Consider the following 23788-nt stretch of genomic DNA (forward strand, 5'->3'; position numbering starts at 1 on the left):
CAATTATTAGCCTGTCTTTGGTGATTGGCATCAGGATTACGCCCCGGAGAAATAAATGAATTTGCTAAAACGCTTATCCATTTTACAACTTACCATAATCAGCTCTCTTGCACTTATAGCCTTCATTTTTATTCTTCTTGCAAAAGTAGCCACCCAATATTGGCATGATTATTCATCGACATCGCAGGATATTGAATACATTAAGTTGTTGGATGCAATCGAAAAAATAGCGCATCATCATGCGGTAGAGCGTGGTTTATCTGCTGGGTTTTTAGGGAACCCTACGGCAGATAAAAAAAGTGCAGTCTCAGCGCAAAGAGCTAAAGCCGACAATGCTGAAAAAACAGTAAGGGATTTGTACTCTGGTCAATTTAGAGATGATGAAAAAGTCAAAAAGTGGCTGCCTTTTTTGTTTAAAGAGCTAAATGATAAGCCAACAATTAGGCGTGAAGTGGATAATAAAAATGGCAAAAATGCATTTAAGTATTATAGCCACCTCAATCAAATTGCCATAGACACTGCCACGCGTATGCAAGCGTATATCAGTAATCGAGATCTAGCATCTAAACTGTCCATCGCATTTTTATTAGCAAAAAGCAAAGAGCGAAAAGGCCAACTACGAGGTAAAATTAACGGCGTGTTGTCTAAAAAGAGCATAAATTCACAGATAAGGGGCGAGCTTACCTATTATCAAACACAATTAGGGATCTTAAAGGAACAACTCGAAACCTCTTTAGAAGGCGAGCAACTTGAGGCATACAATAGAGCCATGTCTGATTCGAGTGCAAAAGAATTGGATAGCGTGATCAATTATCTGATTAATAATGACAACCCAGATTTCAATACTTTGATGTCGAGTAGTGATTGGTTTCCAAAAGCGACCAATCAAATTGTTGCTGTTAAAAAGATTTTAGACAAGCAATGGCTTAAAACTGTTGACCACAGCGCAGCGGTCAAAAGCGATCTAGTTAGTCAAAGTTGGTTTATTACCATCTCGTTTATAGTTGCGATGAGTGTGATTGCCGTCATAAATATGCACTTAGTGACTTCCTTGAAACATGAATTGAATCACTTAACTGGCATCTTAGAAAAAGTAGCAAGTGAGGGTGATTTAACTTTAGATGTGAGACTAAAAACCAGTGATGAGCTTGGGCAGATATCTGAGTCTATTCATAATACGGTATATGCATTTAAGGATTTGTTATTAGGCTTGTCAAAATCAATCAACGTTGGTACAGACTTGGGCGAAAAAATGGATAAAGCTGCGAGCCATGTTAATGAAGATGCACAGCGTACTCAAACAATGGCGTCTAGTATTGCTACTGCGATTGAAGAAATGGCAGCCACCAGTGAAGAAATAGCGCGCTCAGCATCTGACACGCTGGCAGCGAGCGATCAATTAAACAATGAATCTAAAAAATTATTAGAAGATAATCAAAGAAACCTAGACGCAATGAATGCCCTTTCCGAACATATGGATATGGTCAATGAAATGGCCGCAAAAATGGAAAAACAAGTTGCTGAGATTAACACTATTTTAGATTCAATCCGCAGTGTTGCAGATCAAACAAATTTACTCGCGCTCAACGCTGCGATTGAAGCTGCGAGAGCGGGTGAGCACGGAAGAGGTTTTGCTGTGGTAGCGGATGAAGTACGTGGGCTTGCCAACAATAGTAAGGAATCTTCAGAGCAAATCTCGTCTTTATTAAGTAATTTGAATGAGATCAGCCAAAGTGTGGTTAATGCCATTAAAGAAAATACGCAGCTCGCCAGTGAGATAATGAGCGAGGTAGAGGAAACGCGTCTTGTTTCTATGCAAGTGAGTGAACACAGTAATAATGTTGAGCAATTGACCACTTCAGTAGCAACAGCAGCACAACAACAATCAACAGTGGCTCAAGATATTTCTACGAATACGTCGGCCGTTTTAGAAGCGGCAAACGATGAGCTAGAGACGTCTATTGCTTTAAAAGAGCTATTTGAAGATATGAAACTCAATAGTGATACATTACAAAGAACCATGGATAACTTTAAAATAGACTAGTGTCGTTATGATTCATTTTAATTGTATTCAAAACCAGATTAGCACCTTATCGTAATAAAACTAATTCTTATTCGTAATAATTGAGGTGAAAGTCTTTTCATGAAATAAGTAAAGTGATAATGTTGCAATATTATCACATAACAAAATGGTTTTATGAGCGTTAATTCTGAAGTAAGTGTTCCCTCAACAAGCACTAAATATTTAATCGAAGACTCGGCAAGTGTTCTTTCAAAAATATATGAAACTGATACCGCATTAACTTGTTTTTGTTGTCCATCAAGTTGGGCAAAAAGTAACGCTGCCATTCATTATGTTAAAAAAGCCCAAGATAGTCATTTTCAATATCAGGGTGCAATTGACAGAGAGTTATTTGACAGAATTAGAGCGATGTTTTCGTCGACCACTCATGGTGACTTACTGTTCGAGCATATTGAGTTGATGTTAGTTATGTTTGAAGAACTATTAGAACCAAAAGAAATAGGTTTACGTATACTGCCATCTCATTATTCGATCAGCCCTGCTTTTCACTTTCAAAATGGGATTGTGAAAATGATGTCAACATTAGGTGGCAGCGGTGAACGCTGGCTCGAAAAAGACTTTGTGCAATACCACCCGCTTGAAAAGAATCAATTGGCGCCTGCGATAAAGCAACCTAAAGCATGCGATGTGAACACGTTATGCAATGGAGATATTGCTTTGGTAAAAGGAAAAAACTGGGTCGACCAAGAACATAATGCAGTAGTTTGTGCGTCACCTACGTTTGACAATGAAGAGTCAAAACTTTGCATTTACATAGACTATATCAGCTAGTTCTCTTTCGTTGAGTGCAGAAAAGAGGAGTTAACTCCTCTTTCTCTTTTTAGTGCTACCTATTTTGCTTGTCCGGTCCAACTCCAACCAGGGTATAATTTTCCATTTACATGGGCATTATTACCGATAATAATTGAATAAGGCTTATCGACCGCTTTCCAGTTGTAAGCAGTTGAATGCTCTAATTCAAAAACAACATTTCCCCATAGTGAGTAAGGCCCAGCGACAAGGGACTCTTTGTAGGCTGCAAAATGACTTTGCCCCCCCATCATGATTTCACCTACTCGACTCTTATTATTGATCTCAGCTGCACCTTTACTCCAAATCATGAGTAAATTCACATTACTTTGGTTGTCACCTAAAAAATAGCCATTACCAGCTACTTGAACAGAGCGGAAGTGGTTACTTTGTGCAGATTGTGCCGCTGATGTATCGTACACTTCCAACTTAATTTGATCGCTTCGTTTCGAAAATTCAACAAAGGAGCTGCCATAGACACCTACTGAGTTACCAGACATTCTTTCAAAATAAGCAGTGCTGTTGTCTGTGATTAAAAACTGTAAAAAAGATGAATCATTTGGCGACTTTGCATTAGTACTTACGTGATCAAATTTCGCTAAGCTATTAGCTTTGAGCTCAACAGCTGGCATATCGCTCGGCACATCAATGTGTATATTTTTAAACACGACATTACTAGCGTTTAACAAGATAGCGCTTTTTTGTGGGTATTCTTGATTATGCCGAACTCTTATTGAGCCGGTTGACCCTGTGTCATTTATAATTTCAAAGCGTCCATGTTGAATATGCAACGGTGCTGCACATTCGCCAGACACGGTCAATTGGACTAGTTGCGCTGAATAAGCCTTATCAAGTGCGTGTTGAAGTGCACTTGCGTCTGCTCCGCAGTCAATATCTAAATTTAGATGCTTTTCAATTTCATACTCATCATTATCCAAAATTGTTGGTGTTTGATGAGCCACAGCGTGTTGTGTGCTTAGTGCAGTAAATGATAAAAATGCTAATTTAATCAATCGATTGGATTTCATTTAATTATCCTTAAATAAAGTTACTTTACATGTTGTTATCTAGCCAGTTGAGAGTAACTGGTTATTCCTTTTTTAAAACCTACAGTCCCAAGCAATTATTTTGAGCCTCTCCTGTAACGGCTTATGTTTTTTAGGTTAGTCAAATTATTTGACTTTTAGACATTAACTTATTTGACTTTTAGACATTAACTTATGTGACTTTGCCTGGTCAAAATATAAACGAATAAGTGCAGGTTTTAATTGTTATAAGATATCAAAAATAAATTTATTAATGATTTTGAAAGATTAGATTTGATGCGGTTATCCATTAGATTCAGTTACAGAGCTGAGCTATTGAACTTTATACAGCGCTTTTTTATGACTCTTATTTATATTATTCCTTCCTAGAGCAGTAATGCATGAATTTATGACTATAACAAAGGACTAAAATAATCAGTTTTGAAATATAAAAGTCACACAAATATTACAATTGAAATATTTTTCATATAGAGTGGCATCCTCAATTACTAAATAATTCATTATAAAACACGGTAAACGGAAATAACTATGTTCAAAAAATCCCTAGTCGCGTCAGCAATTACATGCTTTTTGCTGCCAGTCCATGCTGAAGTCATGATTTCTGAGTATGTTGAAGGAAGCAGTTACAACAAGGCTGTTGAAATTTATAACAATTCAAATTCCCCAATTAACTTAAGCGACTATCGTCTTCAATTTTATTTCAATGGTAATACAAATTCAGGAACTTCTATTGTTTTAGAAGGAACCGTTGCCCCTAAAGATACTCATGTCATTGTCCATGCAAGAGCTGCTGAAGAGCTACGTTTAAAAGCCCAACAACAAAAAGACGGCAGTTGGTTCAATGGCGATGATGCAGTTGTTTTGACAAAAAATGATGTCATTGTCGATAGCATTGGCCAGATAGGTGTTGACCCAGGTTCGTCATGGAGTGATCAAGGGGTTTCTACAAAAGACAGAACATTAGTTCGCTTTGCGTCTGTATCTTCTGGTGATGCAGTGGCCACTGATGAATTTATTCCATCAGTTGAATGGGAAGCGTTAGCTAAAGATGACTTCTCAAATATAGGTATTCATAACTCAAGCGACCCAGTAGAGCCACCAGCAATAACGTGTAATGAGAACAATACTAAGATCCACGCAATACAAGGCGAATCCAATGAAAGTCCACTCGTTGGTGAGCAAGTAGAGTTACAAGGTGTGGTTACGGCCGCTTTTGTTGGTGATGATCAGCTCAAAGGTTTCTTCGTACAAGAAGAATCATTTGATCAAGATGACAATGCGCTTACATCTGAAGGTATATTTGTTTCATACCAAGATAATTCTATTGTAGAAGGCCAAGTTGTGAAACTAGCCGGTAGTGTTCGAGAATCATATGGTCAGACTCAAATAAGCAGTGTGACGGGCTTGGTTTTATGTGGTACTGAGGCGGTAGTGAGCACGGATATTACCATCCCTTCGCAGCTAGGACTTGAAGCTTACGAGGGTATGCTGGTCAACATCACGAATGAGTTATTCGTCAATGACAGTTATGGCTTGAAACGTTACGGTGAGCTAAAGCTGGGCTCTGAGCGCTTATATCAAGGCACTCAGGTCGCAACACCCGGTGACAGTGCAAATGAAGTTGAGCGACTCAATCGAACGAAAGAAATTACGTTAGATGATGGCTCTTCACTGCAAAACCCTGAAGTTATCCCCTACCCTACTGTTGAGCTTGATGCATACAATACGCTTAGACTTGGAGATAAGGTCACTGGTGTTGAAGGTGTCGTGGGCTATGGTTTCTCTCAGTATCGAGTGCACCCAGTTAATCAGCCTAATTTTGTGTCAGAAAATACGCGCACTGACGCCCCCACAGAATTGCAGGGAAATCTAAGAGTGGCGAGTATGAATGTGCTCAATTTCTTCAACGGTGACGGTTTAGGTGGAGGGTTCCCAACAGCACGTGGTGCAGACTCTATCGAAGAGTTTGAGCGTCAGAAGGCCAAACTAGTCACGGCAATATTGAACTTGGATGCAGACGTAATTGGTTTGTTGGAAGTTGAAAACGATGGTTTTGGCGAGTTTAGCGCAATAGCCGAGTTAGCAAATGCTTTAACCATGGCGGATGCTAACAACACTTATCAGTATGTCGATATGGGTACTGATGCGATTGGTACTGATGCAATCATGTCTGGCATAATTTATCGCAGTAATAAAGTAAAAGAGGCCGGTACTGCTGCATATACAGATGCTGTGCCATTTGACTATGGTAACCGCCCACCTGTCATGCAAACATTTGAGGATTTACAGACTACCGATGTTTTCAATGTGGTTGTCACACATTTGCGTTCAAAAGGCAGTTGCAGCAAGGCTGAAGGGTTGGACCAAGACCAACTAGATGGTCAAGGTTGTTGGAACCAAACTCGAGTTACAGCTGTTGATGAGCTCAATCGCTGGTTAGCAAGCAACCCAACTTCCATATTAGATGATGATACGATTATTTTGGGTGATTTCAATGCTTACAATAAGGAAGACCCGATTGCGCAAATGACAGTCAACGGATACGACAACCTCCGTGATGTGATCAATTCAGATAGCACAAGCTATTCTTATGTGTTCAAAGGTCGTTTAGGTAGTTTAGATCATGCTTTTGCTAGCAGTGCTATGACGCAAAAAGTGCGCGCGGTTTCAGATTGGCATATTAATGCGGATGAGCCTGTTGCGCTTGATTACAACGTTGAATATAAGTCACATAAGCATCAGCAATCTCTATATGCTGATCATGCATATCGCTCATCGGATCATGACCCAATTGTTATTGACTTGCAAACCCAAGACCCGTACCCGGTTATCGAAGGCCAAATCGATAATATTTATGGTTGGTTCTGGTGGCAGCGTACTTCAATTGAAGTCCCTGAGGGATACAATAATTTGGAAGTTAAAATTGAAGGTCATGGAGAGGCAGATTTATATCTACGACATAAACGTAAGCCTAGATTTCACAAGTTTGACTGCCGACCTTACCTCTGGGGTAGTAACGAGCAATGTGTTGTAGATGATGTTCAACAAGGTATATGGCATGTAGGTTTAAGGGGCTTTTTGCCTTACCGCAATGTTACCTTGAGCTATAAAATTTCACGAAATTAAACAGAGATTGTACTTCGAACGCGATTCAGTTTTAATCGCGCTTGTAGTAGTCAACAAGCAGCCCCTTGTTCTTAAGAATAAGGGGCATTTCTTATGATTCAATTATTTTATACTTGCCCTACGAGTGCCTTTTGAACTTTGAGCCTCAAATTATCCGGATCTGGGGTGTGAGGACTTGGCTCAAATTTTCTTACACAGCGAGGATCTTCAGCACATCTATCTGTCAGCGCTTTTAAGAATTCAACTAAATCGCTTTGTTGCGCTGCATCCAATGGTGCTGAAACAAACGGTGACAACTGAAGTAACGCGAGTGCACTTTGGCTATTAGATTCTGCATTATGGTTTAGTGTTTGACAGCTGATATCATTTTTAAATTGCGATAGCCCACAAGCTCCTCCCTTTTCGAAAAAGTGGCCAATTGCAGATTCAGGATCAACATAGTGTGCAACGACTTCTTCTAATGTTTCATATGCGCCTGAATGTCCATATGGAGCTGTTAGTTCAACATTGAGTAAGCTTGGCACTCTAAAGGCAAATGAATTACGTTGTTGTGAGTCAATGTTAAATCGGCCAAGATCCGCATTTTGCTCATCAAGCCCGATCCCAAACTGGGGAAACGCTAAGTTAAAAAAGCCGTCGTTACTAAATCGGCTTCCACCATGGCAATTTACACAGCCGGCTCCCCCTTCACTAATTTGTGTAAAAAATAAAGTGGCGCCGCGTTTTTGGGCTTGAGTCATTGCGTTTTGATTGCCGCGCAAATAGGCGTTCCATGGAGAATTAATCAGATTTACTGAAGCCTGATATTTTCCCAATGCCAGTGCAATACTATCGAAAGTTATTAGTGTTTCAGCGCTTTCGGTACTGTTAAAAGCACGTCTAAACTCAAGTAACCATTGGTTCTTTTCTAGTTGGTCGGTTTGCGAACCGTAGTTACCCAGGCGCTGTGCAATATGCTCCCGTACAGACTGGTTATCAAAAGCGTCAGGAAACGCTTGTCCACGCATTTCCTCAACCGAGGTGACAGGGAAGCGAGACAAAGCACCAACTAAATCATTTCCAACCTTTTCATCAGCCACTTGAAATCCAGAATCTGGGGTACTAATGACTTCAATTTGCTGCCCGTTAGCATCGGTGGTTGTAAAGCGTTGAACTCTTCCATCCCAAAATAAACTTGAGTTAGCTAAGCCGACATTAAAGATCGTTGGCGAGTTTCTTGGAATATTAATTGAGTCTGCGGTTAATCTAAGCGGACCGATGATATCTGGGTTAACGGCATTTGTACCGATTGGTAAAGATAGTCCATCAGCGCCACCGAGTCTTGGGTGATGACAGCTGGCACAAGCCACGGTTTTTTCGCCGCCAAGCGCTTTACTAAAAAAGAGCTTCATACCTAGTTGAGGTAATGGATCCATGATATTAGGCAGGCTAGTGGTATCTGGTAATGTCGCTTGTAAGTTTTGCTGAGTGACGATTTCTTGTAATCGAATGTCTACCTCAGTTTGTGTTTGGATGACATTGTGCCTAAATGTCTTTTTTGGTTTGTTATGGTCATGACTTGGTTTCGCGTACAAGTGGAAACTGGGTGCGTTGAATAAAATTAACGCCCCCAAGTAGGCTAGGTTTTTGTATTTCATATTTTTGCCCCTTAATTAGATCTACCACTTAGCTTGGTTACTAAATGTGCAAAAAATATGTTTTTTTAATTGCAGTCCAGCGCTAGTTCTTTTTATGCGTTCTGCTATGCCATCTGACTATTTCTTTATGATCTCTTGTCACAGCCTGTTCATTAGACTCACAGTGTTTCACTTCATTTGCTAAAACGTCTTCTGCGTTAAGTTCTAGTTTTTGTAGGAGTGTACTTAGCATACTTTGTTCTGTATCAGACAATGTTTCTAGCAGTTTCTCTTCTCTTTTTTTTAGGTGCGTCGCTACTTTGCAATATATCTCATTTCCTAGTTTTGTTAACTCAACCGGTTTGCTTCTAGTTTGTGTTTGCGTCTGTGCGTATTGCGCCAACCCCCGCTTTATAAGCGCAGTTATCGCTCTGGTGGTTGAATATGGGTCCAAGCGTGTTTGATAGGCAATATCAGAAGCTGTAATTGGACCGTAGGATCCGATATTAACCATTATTCTCAGTTCTCTTGTGTCTAAGTCTGTTAAATCTCGGATAATCGGATCTCTTGAAATCGATAACAGGTTACTAACTACCGCGACTTGGAAAGGGATATGTGTTTCTAACGCTAATTTGCTCTGCTTGTTTTGTGTAAAGCTTGCCAATCTATTTTTTAATGCATTTTTATTTGAGATTTCACTAGACAAGTAGGTTCTCCAGAGTTATGTTATGTTGCATATGCAACAAAAAATATAAATTCAACAGGAGCTGATTATGCCTTTAGTTACCCCACTATCACAAGACCACGATCAGGAAGTCACTGAGCTTGCAAAATTCTTCAATGAAACGTTGGGGTTTTGCCCAAACAGCGTACTCACTATGCAAATTCGACCCGCTATTGCGCGTGCATTTATAAATCTCAATAAAGCCGTGATGGAAAATCATGGTCGTGTTACATCAGAGCTTAAAAGGCTAATTGGCTACATCACTAGCGCAAATACGGGTTGCCGATACTGCGAGGCACACACAATCTTAGCAGCTCAACGATATGGCGGTACTGATAATCGATTGGCGCAAATTTGGCAATTCCGCGAATCTGACGTTTTCACTGAGGGTGAAAAAGCGGCGTTTGAGTTTGCATTGGCTGCGTCAAGTGTTCCGAATGCGGTAGATAACAATATAGAAACAGAATTGAAAAAGTACTGGGACGATGGAGAAATAGTTGAAATCTTAGGTGTCATCTCATTGTTCGGTTACTTAAACCGCTGGAATGACTCAATGGCTACGTCTTTAGAATCAGGCGCTATCGACGCTGGCGAGACTTTATTAAAACAAAACAACTGGGAAGTTGGAAAACATCAGTCTTAAACCTACCTTTACATCTCAACTACCAAAGGCTTTATCTTAAGGTAAAGCCTTTTTATTTTTCGTCCTCTAAATTAAAATAAATAGCCCATCATCCACGCGAAAATGTGAACCTTGTCACTATTTAAAAGTAACCGTTCTGCGGTGAGTTGGATTTTATAAAAGCAAATTTGAACAGTTTTAGTTCGAAAGTTTCATTATTTACCAAAACTTCTAAAAGATTTTCTTTAAGCGATATACAAATAGTTTAAAACCGACTAGATTACAGTCTGGCTTTAGGTACTAACTTAATTGTTCAACTTTACATTACAGTTTTATTTGGAACTTTCAGAAAAAATTGAAACTTTAGTTGATCTGAGTCAGTTATCTTTGTATATTTAACTTTCAATAATTACTGAACGTTTAGAATTATGAATTTATCACCAAAAATCGAAAACTTCGTGCTCCATTGCGGTGAAATGGGCAGTCGTTGGGGATTTAATAGAACGATTGGGCAAATGGTGGGGTTACTCGTTATTAATGAGCACCCACTCACTGCAAATCAAATTGCAGAAGCACTTAAGATCTCTCGAGGCAATGTCAGTATGGGGATCAAAGAGTTGCAGTCATGGCAACTTGTAAAAGTTCATCATATTCCCGGCGATAGAAAAGAATATTATGCGCCGAACGGTACTATTTGGGATCTTGCGAATAAAGTGTTCGAAGAAAGACGCAAGCGAGAAATTGACCCTACCCTGACGTTGTTACGCGATCAAATTTTAGATACAGCGAACTCGCCAGAGGAAAAGTACGCTCAGGAGCAAATGCAATCCATACATGATCTTTTAGAAACAGTGACTAAATGGTCAGCTGAATTGCAGAGGTTGACACCTGAACAATTGCAATCATTGATGAAGCTAGGCTCGTCTGTTAGTAAGGTGATCGACCTCAAGGATAAGTTATTGAAAAAGTCATAACTAACAGAGGTGTGTCATGCTTGATACCTTATTGCTGTCGCGAATTCAGTTCGCGACCAATATAAGTTTCCATATACTTTTCCCGACCATATCCATTGCGCTTGCATGGTTCTTGGTTTTTTTTAAAGTCAGATATGTTCAAACAAAGCAGCCCGTTTGGCTCCGGGCTTATCGGTTTTGGGTTAAAATTTTTGCCCTTACCTTCGCTTTAGGTGTTGTCAGTGGTATCACCATGTCGTTTCAATTTGGCACAAATTGGCCAGGTTTTATGGAGCGTATTGGCAATATTGCAGGCCCTTTGTTGGGATATGAGGTTCTGACTGCTTTCTTTATGGAGGCGACCTTTTTAGGGGTTATGTTATTTGGTATGAAGCGTGTCAGTCCAGCTGTACACACTTTTTCTACAATAGTTGTGGCCATTGGCACAACGATTTCTGCTTTTTGGATATTATCTCTAAACAGCTGGATGCAAACGCCAGTGGGTTACGAGATCATTGATGGTGTATTCTACCCTAAGGATTGGTTTGCCATTATTTTTAATCCATCATTTGGGTATCGTCTTTCTCACATGTTGCTTGCATCAGGTATCACCGCATCCTTTTTAATTGCGGGGATCAGTGCTTATCGTTTACTTAAAAATGATCACAAACATGCACCAAAATTAACACTTCAAGTGGCGCTGACGGTAGCAATAGTGCTTACTCCATTACAGGCGTTTGTTGGTGATTTACACGGGTTAAATACTTTTAAACATCAACCGCAAAAAGTCGCAGCAATGGAAGGTGTTTGGGAAACTGAAAAAGGGGCACCTTTACTGCTGTTTGCTGTACCTGATGAAACGAATAGGACGAATCATTTTGAATTGGCGATTCCAAACTTAGCCAGTCTGATTCTTACGCATGAATTAGATGGTGAAATAAAAGGCCTCAATGAATTCAAAGATGCTCACCCTCCGGTTAAGCCTGTTTTTTATGGTTTTCGTGTCATGGTTGGACTTGGTTTATTAATGATTTTAGTTACTGTAATAACCAGAGTAACTTTGTTCAAACACAAAGAGCTACCCATTTGGCAGCTGAAATTACTGGTTGCTATGACATTCTCTGGTTGGGTAGCAACACTGGCTGGTTGGTATGTAACTGAAATTGGTCGACAGCCTTATATGGTACAAGGATTAGTTAGGATAGATGAGCTCGTAACAAAAGTCCCATCAGAACACGTTCTATATACACTGATAGGTTACTTAAGTGTTTACGCGATATTGTTGACAGCTTACATTAAAACGCTTTTCTACACAGCGGATAAAGCGGTCGAAGTCGAAGAATATGAATTGAATCCGCCAATGCGAGGTCAGCAATATGCTTAGTAATGAATTCTTGGCTTTGTTTTATGGTGCATTAATGGCTTTAGCTATATTAGTTTATGCTGTGCTTGATGGATATGATCTTGGTGTTGGCATTCTGTTACCACTTAAAGACAAACAACAAGCAGATACCATGATTTCTTCTATTGGCCCATTTTGGGACGCTAATGAAACTTGGTTAGTACTCGCTGTTGGACTTGCTTTAATTGCCTTTCCACTCGCTCATTCCGTCATTTTGCAAGCGCTTTATTTACCGGTTGCTTTAATGCTATTGGGGTTAATTTTAAGAGGCGTTGCTTTTGACTTTCGTGCTAAAGCCAAAACAAAATATCAGGATATCTGGGATCTGAGTTTCAAATTAGGCAGTTTTCTCACAGCCTTTTCTCAGGGTTTTATGTTTGGTTTATATGTCATGTCTTTTGAGAAAAGTGTAGAAAGCTATGGCTTTGCGATTTTAAGCGGGTTTGGTGTTGTGGCAGCATACGCATTAATTGGCTCAGCTTGGTTAATTATGAAAACAACGGGTCAATTACAAAAAAAAGCAATTAAATGGTGTAAAAAGGCCAACTTTGTTGCAGCGTGTGGTGTGATTGCGGTTTCCATCGTAAACCCCTTAATTAACGATTTTGTTGCTTCAAAATGGTTTGATATAAGTGAATCAATCATACTTTTACCTATTCCTGTTTTGTGTATGATTTTATTTTTTTTACAAAATACGCTATTAAGTAGTTTTAATAATGCTGAAGATATATCAAAAAGTTGGCGGCCATTTGCTATCGCGACATCAATCTTTCTTTTGTGTTTTTCAGGTCTGTTACATAGCTTTTACCCTTACGTTGTGCCAAATCAACTCACCATTTATGAGTCTCTCGCGGATCCTTCGGCGCTAACGTTTATGCTTTACGGTGTCGTTATGGTGGTCCCCGCTATTATTGGTTACACATTGTTTTCTTATCGTGTTTTTTGGGGAAAAACTCAGGCCCTTTCTTACTATTAATTTTCTTTCATTAGCCCAACAAAAAGGCAGCTTAAAAGCTGCCTTTTTTATAGTAAGAGTAGGTCTAAATTTTTGGGTAACCAATTCTGTCAGACAAATATCCAACACTGGTTACAAAGTAATAGCTGCGGTTCCAGTTCATTAATGCTTTGTAATTATCATAAGCTAAATACATTCTACCATTGATATCATCGGGCATGACTAAGGCTGCGTTGATATTTACATTAGGTAAATCAGTGCCGTCAGTGCGTCTAACACCTAGCGCTTGCCAGTCTGCTAGAGAGCGCTCTGAGTTTGAGAAATACTCAAGCCACTGACTATGGTTTTTTGTGCCTCTCTTTAGCACGTAGTTTTCAGAAAAGCCCGCTGGAAGCTGAACTTGTCTTCCCCAAGTTAAGTTGTTGTTCCAACCAACACTTTTAAGATAATTAGCAATGGATGCAAAGGCATCTTCTTTGGTCGTCCAAATATCTTTGCGGCCATCTTTATTGTAATCAACAGCATAAGCGTTAAATGAGGTAGGCATAAATTGAGTTTGGCCCATTGCGCCTGCCCAAGAACCTTTAAACTTGTCTAAGCCGATATGTCCGTCGCGAAGTATATCTAAGGCAGCCCAAAGTTGGCGTTTGTATAAAGCTTCGCGTCTGCCATCGAATGCCAAAGTGACCAGTGAACTGATAACCGGATATCCGCCTTGTACTCGACCGAAACTACTTTCTAATCCCCAAAGTGCAATAATAAATCGACCCTGAACGCCAAAGTCGCGTTCAATTTGATCTAACAACTCTTTGTTTTCTTGATATAACTTTCTCGCGCGTTTGACTTTCCAGTCTGGTACGCGTTTTGGCAAGTATGTTTCGAGTGTTTCAACGATCTCCGGCTGCGTTTTATCTGCTTTAATTACTTTCTTTTTAAATTTCGCAGTGGCGAAGGCTGAATCAATTAAAGATTGTTCGTAGCCTTTAGCAATGGCTTCTGATTTTAGTTGTTGAACGTATTTATCAAAGTCGGCTTGCGTCGTAGCACTGACTGATGCTGAAAAACACAGAGATGTAAGTATAACTTTTAAAGTCTTAGTCACTCTTTGCTCCATTTCGTTTTTTAAATTCATCCAGAAGATTTTCCTCTGGAGGTGGAATCTGCAAGTAAAACCCTTGTTCAGTTAATTTTTCCTTAACCAAGCTTAAATCTGCAACCCCAAGTTTTTCTCTTCTGGCAAGATCAACTAACATTACAAATATTGGGGTGCCAAAAGTGCTCATTAAAGGTTCAGGAACATTGCTGAAATCGTCTCTTTTTTCAATAAAAAGGTAGGTGTCGGCTTTTTTACTACTTTTGTATACTGCACTTAGCATTATAACCCTATAAATTCTTGCTTATCTTAGAGCAGCACTATACCATGACATATATAATAATTGGAAAGTTTTGCTGCTCTCAAACGTACACAGTACGGGGTCAAAATAAGATTTAATAAAGAGTACGCAGTTATATTTGAGCGCTTATGTCTACACAATCTTTCGAACTCAAAGGGAACCTCTTCACTTTATCTGTGTTGCAACTTTTTAATGGCGATTTAAGTGTCGTAAAAGCACAGTTAAATGAAAAAATCTCCCAGGCGCCTAAGTTTTTTCAAGGCGCGCCTATCGTTATAAATCTGGCCGAAGTTCAAAATGAGCCTTTGGTACTTTCAGATTTAAAGACTATCTTAAGTGAGCTATCACTTAACCCTGTTGGTATTTGTAACGGCAGTGATGAACAAAATGAAACGGCTAAATCTATTGGCATGTCAGTTTTGAATTACACAAAAGATGTCGCCCCTGCTGTATCAACGAACACCAAGACAGAAGTGGTTGAGAAGCACGTTTATGTTCCTGCACAGGTTGTCAATGCAACCGTCCGCTCTGGGCAACAAATATACGCCAAAGACAGGGACTTAATTATTATTGGTGCCGTCAGTCACGGTGCTGAAGTGATAGCTGATGGTAATATTCACATTTACGGGACATTACGGGGCCGTGCTATTGCTGGGGCACAAGGTAATGATTCTGCGAGTATTTACTGTCAAAAATTAGAAGCTGAACTAGTATCTGTAAATGGTAGTTACTGGATTAGCGATTCTCTTCAAGGGGAGTTTTGGGGCAATCCTTGTAAGATTACTCAAACAAATGAATCTTTAGAATTAACAGCATTGGTCAAAGGATAAATCTAATGGCAAAAATTATTGTCGTAACTTCCGGTAAAGGTGGTGTGGGTAAAACTACATCGAGTGCAGCAATTGGTACGGGGTTAGCATTAAAAGGTTACAAAACAGCCATCATCGATTTTGATATTGGCCTTAGAAACCTCGACTTAATTATGGGATGTGAGCGTCGCGTTGTGTATGACTTTGTCAATGTCATTAATGGCGAAGCAAACTTAAATCAGGCGCTAATTAAAGATAAAAGAGTCGAAAAACTATACATTTTGCCTGCTTCTCAGACGCGCGATAAAGATGCGCTCACCAGAGAAGGTGTGGAAAAAGTCTTAAACGAATTAAAAGAAGATTTTGACTTTATTATTTGTGACTCTCCAGCTGGCATAGAAGCAGGTGCAATGATGGCACTTTACTTTGCAGATGAAGCGATTGTCACAACGAATCCAGAAGTGTCTTCTGTGAGAGACTCGGATAGAATTTTAGGTATTTTGCAGAGCAAATCTAAACGTGCCGAAGAAAGCGCGTCCCCAGTAAAGGAGCACTTGCTACTTACTCGATACAATCCAGAAAGAGTTGCAACTGGTGAGATGTTATCTGTAGAAGATGTACAAGAAATTTTAGCGATTGACCTGCTTGGTGTAATACCTGAGTCAAAATCTGTTCTCAATGCTTCAAACTCTGGTCAGCCTGTGATTTTGGATAGCGATTCTGACGCTGGGCAAGCCTACAGCGACGCTATTGACAGGTTGTTAGGTGAAATTATCGACTTTAGATTCCTAAATGTTGAAAAGAAAGGCTTACTGAAAAGAATATTCGGAGGTTAATTTGTCTTTACTCGACTATTTCCGTTCAGAAAAAAAGAACAGCGCCTCCTTAGCTAAAGAGCGTTTACAAATTATTGTTGCTCATGAGCGCTCTAAGCGGGGCACGCCAGATTACCTTCCGCAACTTAAGCAAGATATTCTGGAAGTCATTAGTAAATATGTGAAAGTAGATTCAGATGCAGTGAATGTTCAGTTTGAACAAAACGAAGACGATTTAGCAGTACTTGAATTAAACGTAACTTTGCCTGAAGACGAACAAAAATAAGAAAAAAGCCCATGATATTCATCTCATGGGCTTTTTTATGCTGTGTATTTTTTGATATTAGTCGCAGTCAAACTCCGGCCACTCGACGATATGTTCTTCAAACTCTTCTTCTAGGTCGACCTCAGTTTCTTTTACGACTTTGCCTTTTATGCTCACATTTAACTCATGCATAAGCGACTTTGAACCGCTGTTTTTTAGCGGGTGCCATGCAGCTAGTCCCCTCCCTTCATGAAGGCGACGATAACTGCATGATTGCGGCATAAAGAAAATATCTTTGAGATTATCTTTCGTTAATTGTACACAGGTAGGGACAAGTGTTTGACGCTCACTATAACGTGTGCATCCACCAGTTTGTATATCACTGTACTGACAGATCACATCTGTGTATAGTAATTCTTCACCTTCTCTCAATACATCGGTGCTTTCGAAATGCTCTTCCTCTTCTTCACTATTTATAAACGAGTGAAGGCAGCATTTACCGCACCCATCACATATAGCTTCCCACTCTTCGGTGCTCATGTCTGCTAAAGACTTCGCTTCCCAAAACTCTATACTGCTCATAATTAACGCCCCAAAAACTGAACATGGGATTTTACTTTATAGTCAGTTATAGCGCAAAGGGATAAAACTGCTATATTCAGCTGGCCCTGGCTGCATTAAGGTGAAGAGTGTTGTCCAAAGGCAACGATATTTCGATACATAGACCACCTAGTAGACTATTATGTGATTCGATTTTACCGCCGTGAGATTCGACTATCTTTTTGCATACTGCTAATCCCATGCCTTTTCCGCCCATGAGCGTGCTTCGAGACACTTCTTCTCTAAATAACGGCTGAAACAATTGCTGGTGGGCCTCATATGACAAAGGCATGCCAGAATCTTCGATCCTGATAACGAGGAAGTCGTTATCTAAGTAGGTATTTAATGAGATCTCTACGCCCTCTCCTCCAAACCTAAGCGCATTTTTTACTACTTCACATACTGCATTTTCAATAGTTTGTTTATCTAATGTCACTGACAGTGAGCGGTCTAACTTGTTGGTGACGGAAAAAGAAGACGTTTTGGGGTCGCCTTGACTAATACATGTTTGGAAGACTTCATTTACATAGACATGTGCATTGGTTGGCTCTTGATTTAAAAGTGATGCGATGTCTTTATCATCTGTCACTAACATAAGCTGGTCTATAAAGTTGTTGAGCTCATCAATCTTACTCATCAGCTTGTTGTATGAGTCTTGCACATTGTCTACGATATTGTACTGTAACGATTCAACTTGAATCTTCATTACGGTCAGAGGTGTTCTTAATTCATGTGATAAATCAGTAAACAGCTTTTCCTCTTTTTCTTTTAGTTTCTCTTCTTTATAGCTTACTTCACGGTGTTTCGTATTCACTGTTTGATTTAATGCATGCACCTGATGTTGCAGCTGATTTAGCAGTCTTGATTGCAGTGATTTGTGCTGCAATGCTAATGCGACAGTAAATAACAATACTTCGATTAGGTAGCCAATTTTGATGAATGAAGTGATATCGAAGACATCGATAAAATTACCATAGCTCGCACCTAAGATCGTGAATATATTCAAGAACAATAAATGATTGATCAAACTGAATGTGAAGGTACGCATACCTGGACCTTTTTGTTTGATGCTCCACGAACAGGTGTAAACAAAAACAGGGATGACCAATGTACTTAAAATAAGATTGAAATAGACCGTATTGAGTACCAATGCAGTTGGTACAGTGATTGTGTAAAGTGCGATAAAAGCAACATAGACTTTATTCAATGTAGGATGGTAATGGTTTAGCTGTAAGAAGCCTCTGACAAAGAGCAAATGGAACAGTGGAACAGTGGCCATTAAAAAGATTGAGAACTGACCAGAGAAGGCATTATGCGAAGGCCAAAAATATTGAAAGCTGAAGCCAGCAGTATCAACCACAATTAAAAAGAACAAAAAAGTCCAAGCTGCATAGAAAACGTTTGTACTGTTTCTATTAAAAAATAAATTTACTAAAACGATTAATAAAATAGCGGCAACGACACCCGTCAAGCTAGCATTTGTGATAATGCTTTTATGTGATTCTTTCAGGTAATTTTCTGGCGTATGAATTTGTAAATTAGCTGGGGCATTTGCAAACGTCTGATACTCGATAAGAAAGATGTTTTCTCCAATATCCATGTTCAGAGGGATGTACATTTGTGGGTCTTGAACTGGACGTTTGCTGAATGGGTCGGATTCGTCTAGGTTTAACAGGTCTTGCCATCCGTTTGGCAGCTTTTTATACACTGACAGTTTAGCTAAACGGGGAAAGCCAAATGACATCTTCCAGTCCGTGACATCACTCTGGTTATCAAGTTTTATATATGCCCATTTCGAATAAATGCTTATTTTTGGTTTTTTATTGATGTCGCTAATTGGTCTGAAATGGTATGAATGGCGGTCGAAATCAAATGCACTGCGAAATTCGCCCTCGTAATCGAAGTAGAACATCGCTTCATTATTTAGAGAGAGAGCCTGTGTGTTTGGTTTGATTTGTGTTGGCTCAATATTTGTTAGTGGACTAGCAATGATTGGTGTACAAAAAAAACACAGCAGTACCAGTAAAAAACAACGCATTACTTATTCTCTTCATTCTTTTAGTCAAACTTTAGCCTTTAATCATGTAGCAAATATGGAGGCTGAGAATGATTTCTGTTTAAGCCAAGGTGGATTGTAAAGGATTGTAACACATTTTCATTTGATAAAAACGCAATAAAACAGTCACATAGCTATCTTCAGCTCAATCGCCCTGTTTATTTACTTGATTTAAGACATTAATCAGTAATGGTTTCTAGGTACAATTATCGCGACTGAAATATTTCTGTCATATTTGTTTGTTTAAATGCGTCCTGAAACAAAAACGTCATCAAAGTGCCATATAAAATGGCATTGACATAACGAGATAAATCAATGAGTGAATATAGCCAAAAGTCATTACCATCAAAGTTACTAACCTGGGGTGCAATTGCATTTCTTGTTTATTTAGTGCTAGTTGCCGTAGGTACAGTTAGTGGTGGTTTTAAACTTGCTTCCGGCGGTTCTGAAGGTGCGAAAGAAATTTTCGCCTTTGCTACTAATCCATTCGTCGCACTTTTATTGGGTGCACTTGCTACAGCCTTAGTTCAATCATCTTCTACTGTAACGTCTGTTATAGTTGGTTTAGTTGCGGGTGGTTTACCACTGCAAATTGCAATTCCGATGATTATGGGTGCAAACATTGGTACTACTATCACAAACACACTGGTATCAATCGGTCATATTCGTTCTAAAGAAGAGTTCCAAAGGGCTTTCGCTGCATCAACGGTACACGATTTCTTCAACTTATTCGCGGTAGCGATTTTCTTACCGCTAGAGATCATGTTCGGTTTATTAGAGAAGTTCTCTGCTAGTCTTGCACATTTGTTTGTTGGCGACGCAGACTTATCAATTAAGAGCTACAACTTCATCAAGCCTTTAGTAAAACCAGCTGTTGGCGTTGTGAAAGATGCAGTCAGCTTCTTAGATGGCAAAGCGGCTGGCATTGCAATGGTTGTTATTGGTATCGCATTAATTCTTTTTGCTGTAACAACTCTAGGCAAGCTTTTAAAACAAGCACTTGTTGGTAAAGCCAAAGACTTACTTCATGGCGCTATTGGTCGCGGTCCAGTTGCGGGTATTAGCTCAGGTGCAGTAGTGACTGTTATGGTTCAGTCGTCATCAACAACAACGAGTTTAATGATTCCACTGGCAGGTAGCGGTGTGTTCACTACACGTCAAATCTACCCATTCACACTGGGTGCAAACATCGGTACTACGATTACGGCCCTACTTGCTGCAACTTCTATCACAGGCCCTGCAGGTGAGGTAGCATTAACAGTAGCACTTGTGCACGTAATGTTTAACGTATTCGCAGTTGGCTTAATTTACGGTCTACCACTACTTCGCGAAATCCCAATCAAGTGTGCTGAAAAGCTTGCTGAAGTTGGTGCTAAGAATAAGACTGCTGCGTTCGGATATGTACTTGGTTCATTCTTTGTAGTGCCTGGTCTTATCATGCTGGCTGTTCGTTAATTTTAGCTAGATAATATACCACCTCGGTGACTTAATTTGTGTCACCGAGGTTTTATTCATATAAATGCAATAAAAAAACTTCACAATAAAGCTGTTTAAAATTTTCAGTTGTATCTAATGCGAAATACTAGAACCATTCAATTTGAATTATACACACACACAGACCCTCTTTTTCCAATCGGAAAAGCGTCGGCGCTTGATGAAATCGAGTTTGAAGTGCAAGGTAACGAGCTTGTATTAGACTGCTTATTGCCAAGTGACGCTACATCAGGCAACACTTTGGTGATCACCTCTACACATTTAGACGCGCGATATGTTAACTTCAGTGGCAGTGTTGTTCTTGATGATCTTGATATTGTTTCAGGCTCTGTTGAACTCATTTTGAAAGGCAGTGGCGAGGCTGGGACTTACATGACACAGCTTAGTCTATTAGGTGAAACCGGTGGTGTTAAAAATATAGTTGATGCGCAAGTAGAATTGGCCTGCAGCATATACAGTAAAGAAACAGATACAGCGACTTATCAATCTCAGCAGCCTTTCTTTAAGATCCTATCTGCAAGATTGACTGCCTGGAAAAATGAGCTAATAAATGGTTTAGCATTACAAAGGTAGTGAAAGCTTACCCATCGTTAATCCCCCTTGTGTATCTTCATCTGCACTCTTGCTCATAACACATTCATTCGCAAGCACGGCAAACAGTACAGCTTCTTTGGAGTCTGTATTTATCCCATCATTATCAAGCTTTACGACCTCAAAGTTATTTGTGAGCTTATCCTTCAGTTTATTAGTCAGTGTGACATTATGTGCGCCTCCGCCACTGAGTAAAACCTCGACTTTGCCTGATGTCTCAATCTTATTAATGTGAGTCACGATGCAACAAGCGGTGAGTTCATTCAAGGTTGCAAGTATGTCGTAATGTGATAGCTGAAGCTTTTTGTCATAAATTATGGAGTCTAGGAAGTCGATATTAAATAATTCTGGGCCAGTCGTTTTTGGCATAGGTTGTTCAACGAAGTCTAAGGACATCAATGCCGATAGCAACTCTTTACTCACAACGCCCTTAGAAGCTAATTCGCCATTTTGGTCAAAATTCAGGTTGAAATGTCGTCTGACATATTGGTCCATTAGGGTATTACCCGGCCCAATGTCTGAGCAAATGATGTCGTTAATACTATGGTTTTTGCCTATAAAAGTGAAATTAGCGATACCACCGATGTTTAATAGCAACGTGTTTTTTTGTTGATCAGCGAAGAGGTAATAATCTCCGTACTGTGCTAAAGGTGCACCTTCAAACCCTGCTGCAATATGTTTTTGTCTAAAATCGGATATGGTTATAATGCCTGTTTCCACCGCAATATGATCGCCATCTCCAATTTGCAATGTACCGTTTTTAAACTCGGTAATATTATGGAAACTACTGGGGCAGTGATATATCGTCTGGCCATGGCTTGCTATCAGATCAATGTTTTTATGATTAATTTGCCACTTTGACAATTGCTCATTGATTAAACGCGCGTGTAAAGTCCCTATCCAAGGGTTTAGAAGTGTGAGATATTTAAGGTCGACATTGTCTTTCGAGAATACAGACAAAATCTTTTCCTTGGTTGCATCGTCATAATCTACCGTTGCAAAATGAGTGACTTTGCATTGTGTTTGTAATCCGGCCCCAGACACCTCGCAAACGGCGATATCTAATCCGTCCAAAGATGTGCCGCTCATTAACCCTATAATGGTTCTGTGTTGTTTTGTCGTTATTTTGTAAAGTTTTTCTATATGTGGATTCATACGTACTGCTAAAAATTATTGGTTGTTAGGACAGAGATAACAGGGTAGATATTATGCCCTAGCTCTATAGTCAAATTGACCGCTTCGTATCCATCGACGATGACTTTTTTTGGTAACGATGTGAGTGTTTGTACTTCACCGCTTGCATATAAAACAATGACCTGTTCAGGCTCCAATATCCTTCTACCTGAAGACAAGTTCTCAATGTTTACAAGGACTGCCCTATTCCCATCTTCCGTCGACATTGCAAGGGTACTGTTTATTTTAAAATCACTTTTCTTAGGTCTAATGTTATCTTCCTTGTAGAATTCGTTTAGACTAATTTGTGGTAGATAACTGTCTATGGAATATGGCTTTTCTTTTGACAATACTGATAGTGATATGAACAACAAAGTAGAAGATAACAGATATTTCAAGTGTTCTCCTTAGCCAGCCTTTTAGGTTGTGCCGCTTTTAGTATTTTTTCTATTTCAGGTTTCAAACTTTCAATTGCTTGATTAACGGCATCAATTTCTTGTTGTGTAAAATTGATACGACTCAGCATAAAATGGATTGCATTATCGTTGACGATATATGAGTGTAACCTTAATTTATCGTAGCCTAGGCGATTGATATAGTAATATCCGCTGTATTCATCTTCTATTAAAAAGTCGATTCTTTTTTTGTTTACCAGCTCCATTCTTCTTGATGCGCTTGCTACCTCTACGAGTCTTTGCTGATACCAAGAAATCTGTAGAATTTGTCTGAGTTCTTCTCCGTAATAAGCCCCAGGGTTTGTAACAAATGTGTACTCTGCTGCGAATAATTCAGTTAGGCTCTTGACTGGCGCAAGTTCAAGTCTTGTAAATAATCTCATGCGTTCCCGCCTATAAGGAACTGTAAAATGTGCGTTTTGCGCTCTTTCGATATTAAAACTAGCTGAAGGCAAAACATCGATGAAACCTTTATACAATTCAACAAGCCCTCTAGCTGAGCTAGGCAACCGTAAAAATTGTATACATAATTGTGCTCTCTCGAATACCAGCTTAGTTATGGCTATGTCTACGCCTTTTGGTACATCGTTTTCATACCGAATATATGGAGGCCAAGTACCACCTATCCCAACCTTTTTTTCTGTTTTACAGTTTGGGGCAGCCTGAACAAAGCTTGAGAAGAAAGCAATTACAAATAAGATCTTTTTCACATGACGTTTCTGAATGGAATTATAAACTTAGTATGATTTATTTAGAAAAAAAAACAAAGGTGCTTTGCACCTTTGTTTATAATAGGGTTGGCCTATCCATCGGTCAATTC

22 protein-coding genes are annotated in these 23788 nt (G+C 39.5%); 12 read left to right on the forward strand and 10 right to left on the reverse strand.

What is annotated here, in order from left to right; all coding sequences use genetic code 11:
* Window positions 1-55 precede the first annotated feature (55 nt).
* Together JF50_RS16240 and JF50_RS16245 are read left to right on the forward strand one after the other, a co-directional pair.
* Entirely contained in the window at window positions 56-2044 is a 1989-nt protein-coding gene (locus JF50_RS16240; protein ID WP_039610464.1) for a methyl-accepting chemotaxis protein, read from the forward strand.
* A gap of 153 nt (window positions 2045-2197) precedes the next feature.
* A complete protein-coding gene (locus JF50_RS16245) occupies window positions 2198-2854 on the forward strand; it encodes a DUF1826 domain-containing protein (protein WP_039610465.1) in 657 nt (218 codons plus the stop codon).
* 59 nt (window positions 2855-2913) lie between these two features.
* On the opposite strand, the gene JF50_RS16250 is transcribed toward JF50_RS16245, so the two are convergent.
* Window positions 2914-3900, reverse strand: a complete 987-nt coding sequence (locus JF50_RS16250; RefSeq protein ID WP_052262368.1) for a hypothetical protein — start codon at window positions 3898-3900, stop codon at window positions 2914-2916.
* A gap of 546 nt (window positions 3901-4446) precedes the next feature.
* On the opposite strand from JF50_RS16250, the gene JF50_RS16255 reads away from it, so the two are divergent.
* Entirely contained in the window at window positions 4447-7044 is a 2598-nt protein-coding gene (locus JF50_RS16255) for an ExeM/NucH family extracellular endonuclease (protein ID WP_039610466.1), read from the forward strand.
* A gap of 107 nt (window positions 7045-7151) precedes the next feature.
* Here JF50_RS16255 and JF50_RS16260 read toward each other — a convergent pair whose 3' ends face one another.
* Window positions 7152-8681, reverse strand: a complete 1530-nt coding sequence (locus JF50_RS16260) for a cytochrome-c peroxidase (protein ID WP_080760264.1) — start codon at window positions 8679-8681, stop codon at window positions 7152-7154.
* Between the two features lie 82 nt (window positions 8682-8763).
* Complete coding sequence (locus JF50_RS16265) at window positions 8764-9366, reverse strand: MarR family winged helix-turn-helix transcriptional regulator (RefSeq protein ID WP_039610467.1); 603 nt, start codon at window positions 9364-9366, stop codon at window positions 8764-8766.
* 67 nt (window positions 9367-9433) lie between these two features.
* Between JF50_RS16265 and JF50_RS16270 the strand changes: the two genes are divergently transcribed.
* From JF50_RS16270 to cydB, 4 genes are all read left to right on the forward strand, one after another.
* On the forward strand, window positions 9434-10027 hold the full coding sequence (locus JF50_RS16270) for a carboxymuconolactone decarboxylase family protein (protein WP_039610468.1): 594 nt from the start codon (window positions 9434-9436) through the stop codon (window positions 10025-10027).
* A gap of 407 nt (window positions 10028-10434) precedes the next feature.
* Entirely contained in the window at window positions 10435-10980 is a 546-nt protein-coding gene (locus JF50_RS16275; protein WP_039610469.1) for a GbsR/MarR family transcriptional regulator, read from the forward strand.
* 16 nt (window positions 10981-10996) lie between these two features.
* Window positions 10997-12343 carry a cytochrome ubiquinol oxidase subunit I gene (locus JF50_RS16280; RefSeq protein ID WP_039610470.1) on the forward strand — a complete coding sequence of 449 codons (1347 nt, stop codon included), beginning with the start codon at window positions 10997-10999 and terminating at the stop codon, window positions 12341-12343.
* A complete protein-coding gene (cydB, locus tag JF50_RS16285; RefSeq protein ID WP_039610471.1) occupies window positions 12336-13337 on the forward strand; it encodes a cytochrome d ubiquinol oxidase subunit II in 1002 nt (333 codons plus the stop codon). Before JF50_RS16280 ends, cydB begins: the two co-directional genes overlap by 8 nt.
* Window positions 13338-13401: 64 nt before the next feature.
* Here cydB and JF50_RS16290 read toward each other — a convergent pair whose 3' ends face one another.
* A complete protein-coding gene (locus tag JF50_RS16290) occupies window positions 13402-14418 on the reverse strand; it encodes a lytic murein transglycosylase (RefSeq protein WP_039610472.1) in 1017 nt (338 codons plus the stop codon).
* Complete coding sequence (locus tag JF50_RS16295) at window positions 14411-14692, reverse strand: YcgL domain-containing protein (RefSeq protein ID WP_039610473.1); 282 nt, start codon at window positions 14690-14692, stop codon at window positions 14411-14413. The genes JF50_RS16290 and JF50_RS16295 overlap by 8 nt, the downstream gene beginning before the upstream one ends.
* Before the next feature lie 146 nt (window positions 14693-14838).
* Between JF50_RS16295 and minC the strand changes: the two genes are divergently transcribed.
* The 3 genes from minC to minE are packed head-to-tail and all read left to right on the forward strand — an operon-like array spanning window position 14839 to window position 16620.
* Complete coding sequence (gene minC / locus JF50_RS16300) at window positions 14839-15540, forward strand: septum site-determining protein MinC (protein WP_039610474.1); 702 nt, start codon at window positions 14839-14841, stop codon at window positions 15538-15540.
* A gap of 5 nt (window positions 15541-15545) precedes the next feature.
* Window positions 15546-16355 (forward strand): septum site-determining protein MinD, encoded by an 810-nt coding sequence (minD, locus tag JF50_RS16305; protein WP_039610475.1) that lies wholly within the window; start codon window positions 15546-15548, stop codon window positions 16353-16355.
* Window position 16356: 1 nt separating this feature from the next.
* Window positions 16357-16620 (forward strand): cell division topological specificity factor MinE, encoded by a 264-nt coding sequence (gene minE, locus JF50_RS16310; RefSeq protein WP_039610476.1) that lies wholly within the window; start codon window positions 16357-16359, stop codon window positions 16618-16620.
* Between the two features lie 57 nt (window positions 16621-16677).
* Here the strand turns inward: minE and JF50_RS16315 are convergent, their stop codons facing one another.
* Together JF50_RS16315 and JF50_RS16320 are read right to left on the reverse strand one after the other, a co-directional pair.
* Window positions 16678-17181, reverse strand: a complete 504-nt coding sequence (locus JF50_RS16315; RefSeq protein ID WP_039610477.1) for a YcgN family cysteine cluster protein — start codon at window positions 17179-17181, stop codon at window positions 16678-16680.
* A gap of 76 nt (window positions 17182-17257) precedes the next feature.
* Window positions 17258-19237 carry an ATP-binding protein gene (locus tag JF50_RS16320; RefSeq protein WP_052262369.1) on the reverse strand — a complete coding sequence of 660 codons (1980 nt, stop codon included), beginning with the start codon at window positions 19235-19237 and terminating at the stop codon, window positions 17258-17260.
* Between the two features lie 333 nt (window positions 19238-19570).
* Between JF50_RS16320 and JF50_RS16325 the strand changes: the two genes are divergently transcribed.
* Together JF50_RS16325 and JF50_RS16330 are read left to right on the forward strand one after the other, a co-directional pair.
* Entirely contained in the window at window positions 19571-20710 is a 1140-nt protein-coding gene (locus tag JF50_RS16325; protein WP_039610478.1) for a Na/Pi symporter, read from the forward strand.
* A gap of 117 nt (window positions 20711-20827) precedes the next feature.
* On the forward strand, window positions 20828-21322 hold the full coding sequence (locus JF50_RS16330; protein ID WP_039610479.1) for a hypothetical protein: 495 nt from the start codon (window positions 20828-20830) through the stop codon (window positions 21320-21322).
* Here the strand turns inward: JF50_RS16330 and JF50_RS16335 are convergent.
* From JF50_RS16335 to JF50_RS16345, 3 genes are read right to left on the reverse strand one after another with little or no spacing between them, the layout of a single operon-like run.
* Window positions 21311-22495, reverse strand: coding sequence for an anhydro-N-acetylmuramic acid kinase (locus JF50_RS16335; RefSeq protein WP_039610480.1), 1185 nt, complete (start codon window positions 22493-22495; stop codon window positions 21311-21313). The genes JF50_RS16330 and JF50_RS16335 overlap by 12 nt on opposite strands.
* 8 nt (window positions 22496-22503) lie before the next feature.
* On the reverse strand, window positions 22504-22911 hold the full coding sequence (locus JF50_RS16340; protein ID WP_039610481.1) for a hypothetical protein: 408 nt from the start codon (window positions 22909-22911) through the stop codon (window positions 22504-22506).
* Window positions 22908-23678, reverse strand: coding sequence for a substrate-binding periplasmic protein (locus JF50_RS16345; protein ID WP_080760265.1), 771 nt, complete (start codon window positions 23676-23678; stop codon window positions 22908-22910). The genes JF50_RS16340 and JF50_RS16345 overlap by 4 nt, the downstream gene beginning before the upstream one ends.
* Window positions 23679-23788 lie beyond the last annotated feature (110 nt).

Source organism: Pseudoalteromonas luteoviolacea (assembly GCF_000814765.1).
GTDB lineage: Bacteria > Pseudomonadota > Gammaproteobacteria > Enterobacterales > Alteromonadaceae > Pseudoalteromonas > Pseudoalteromonas luteoviolacea_H.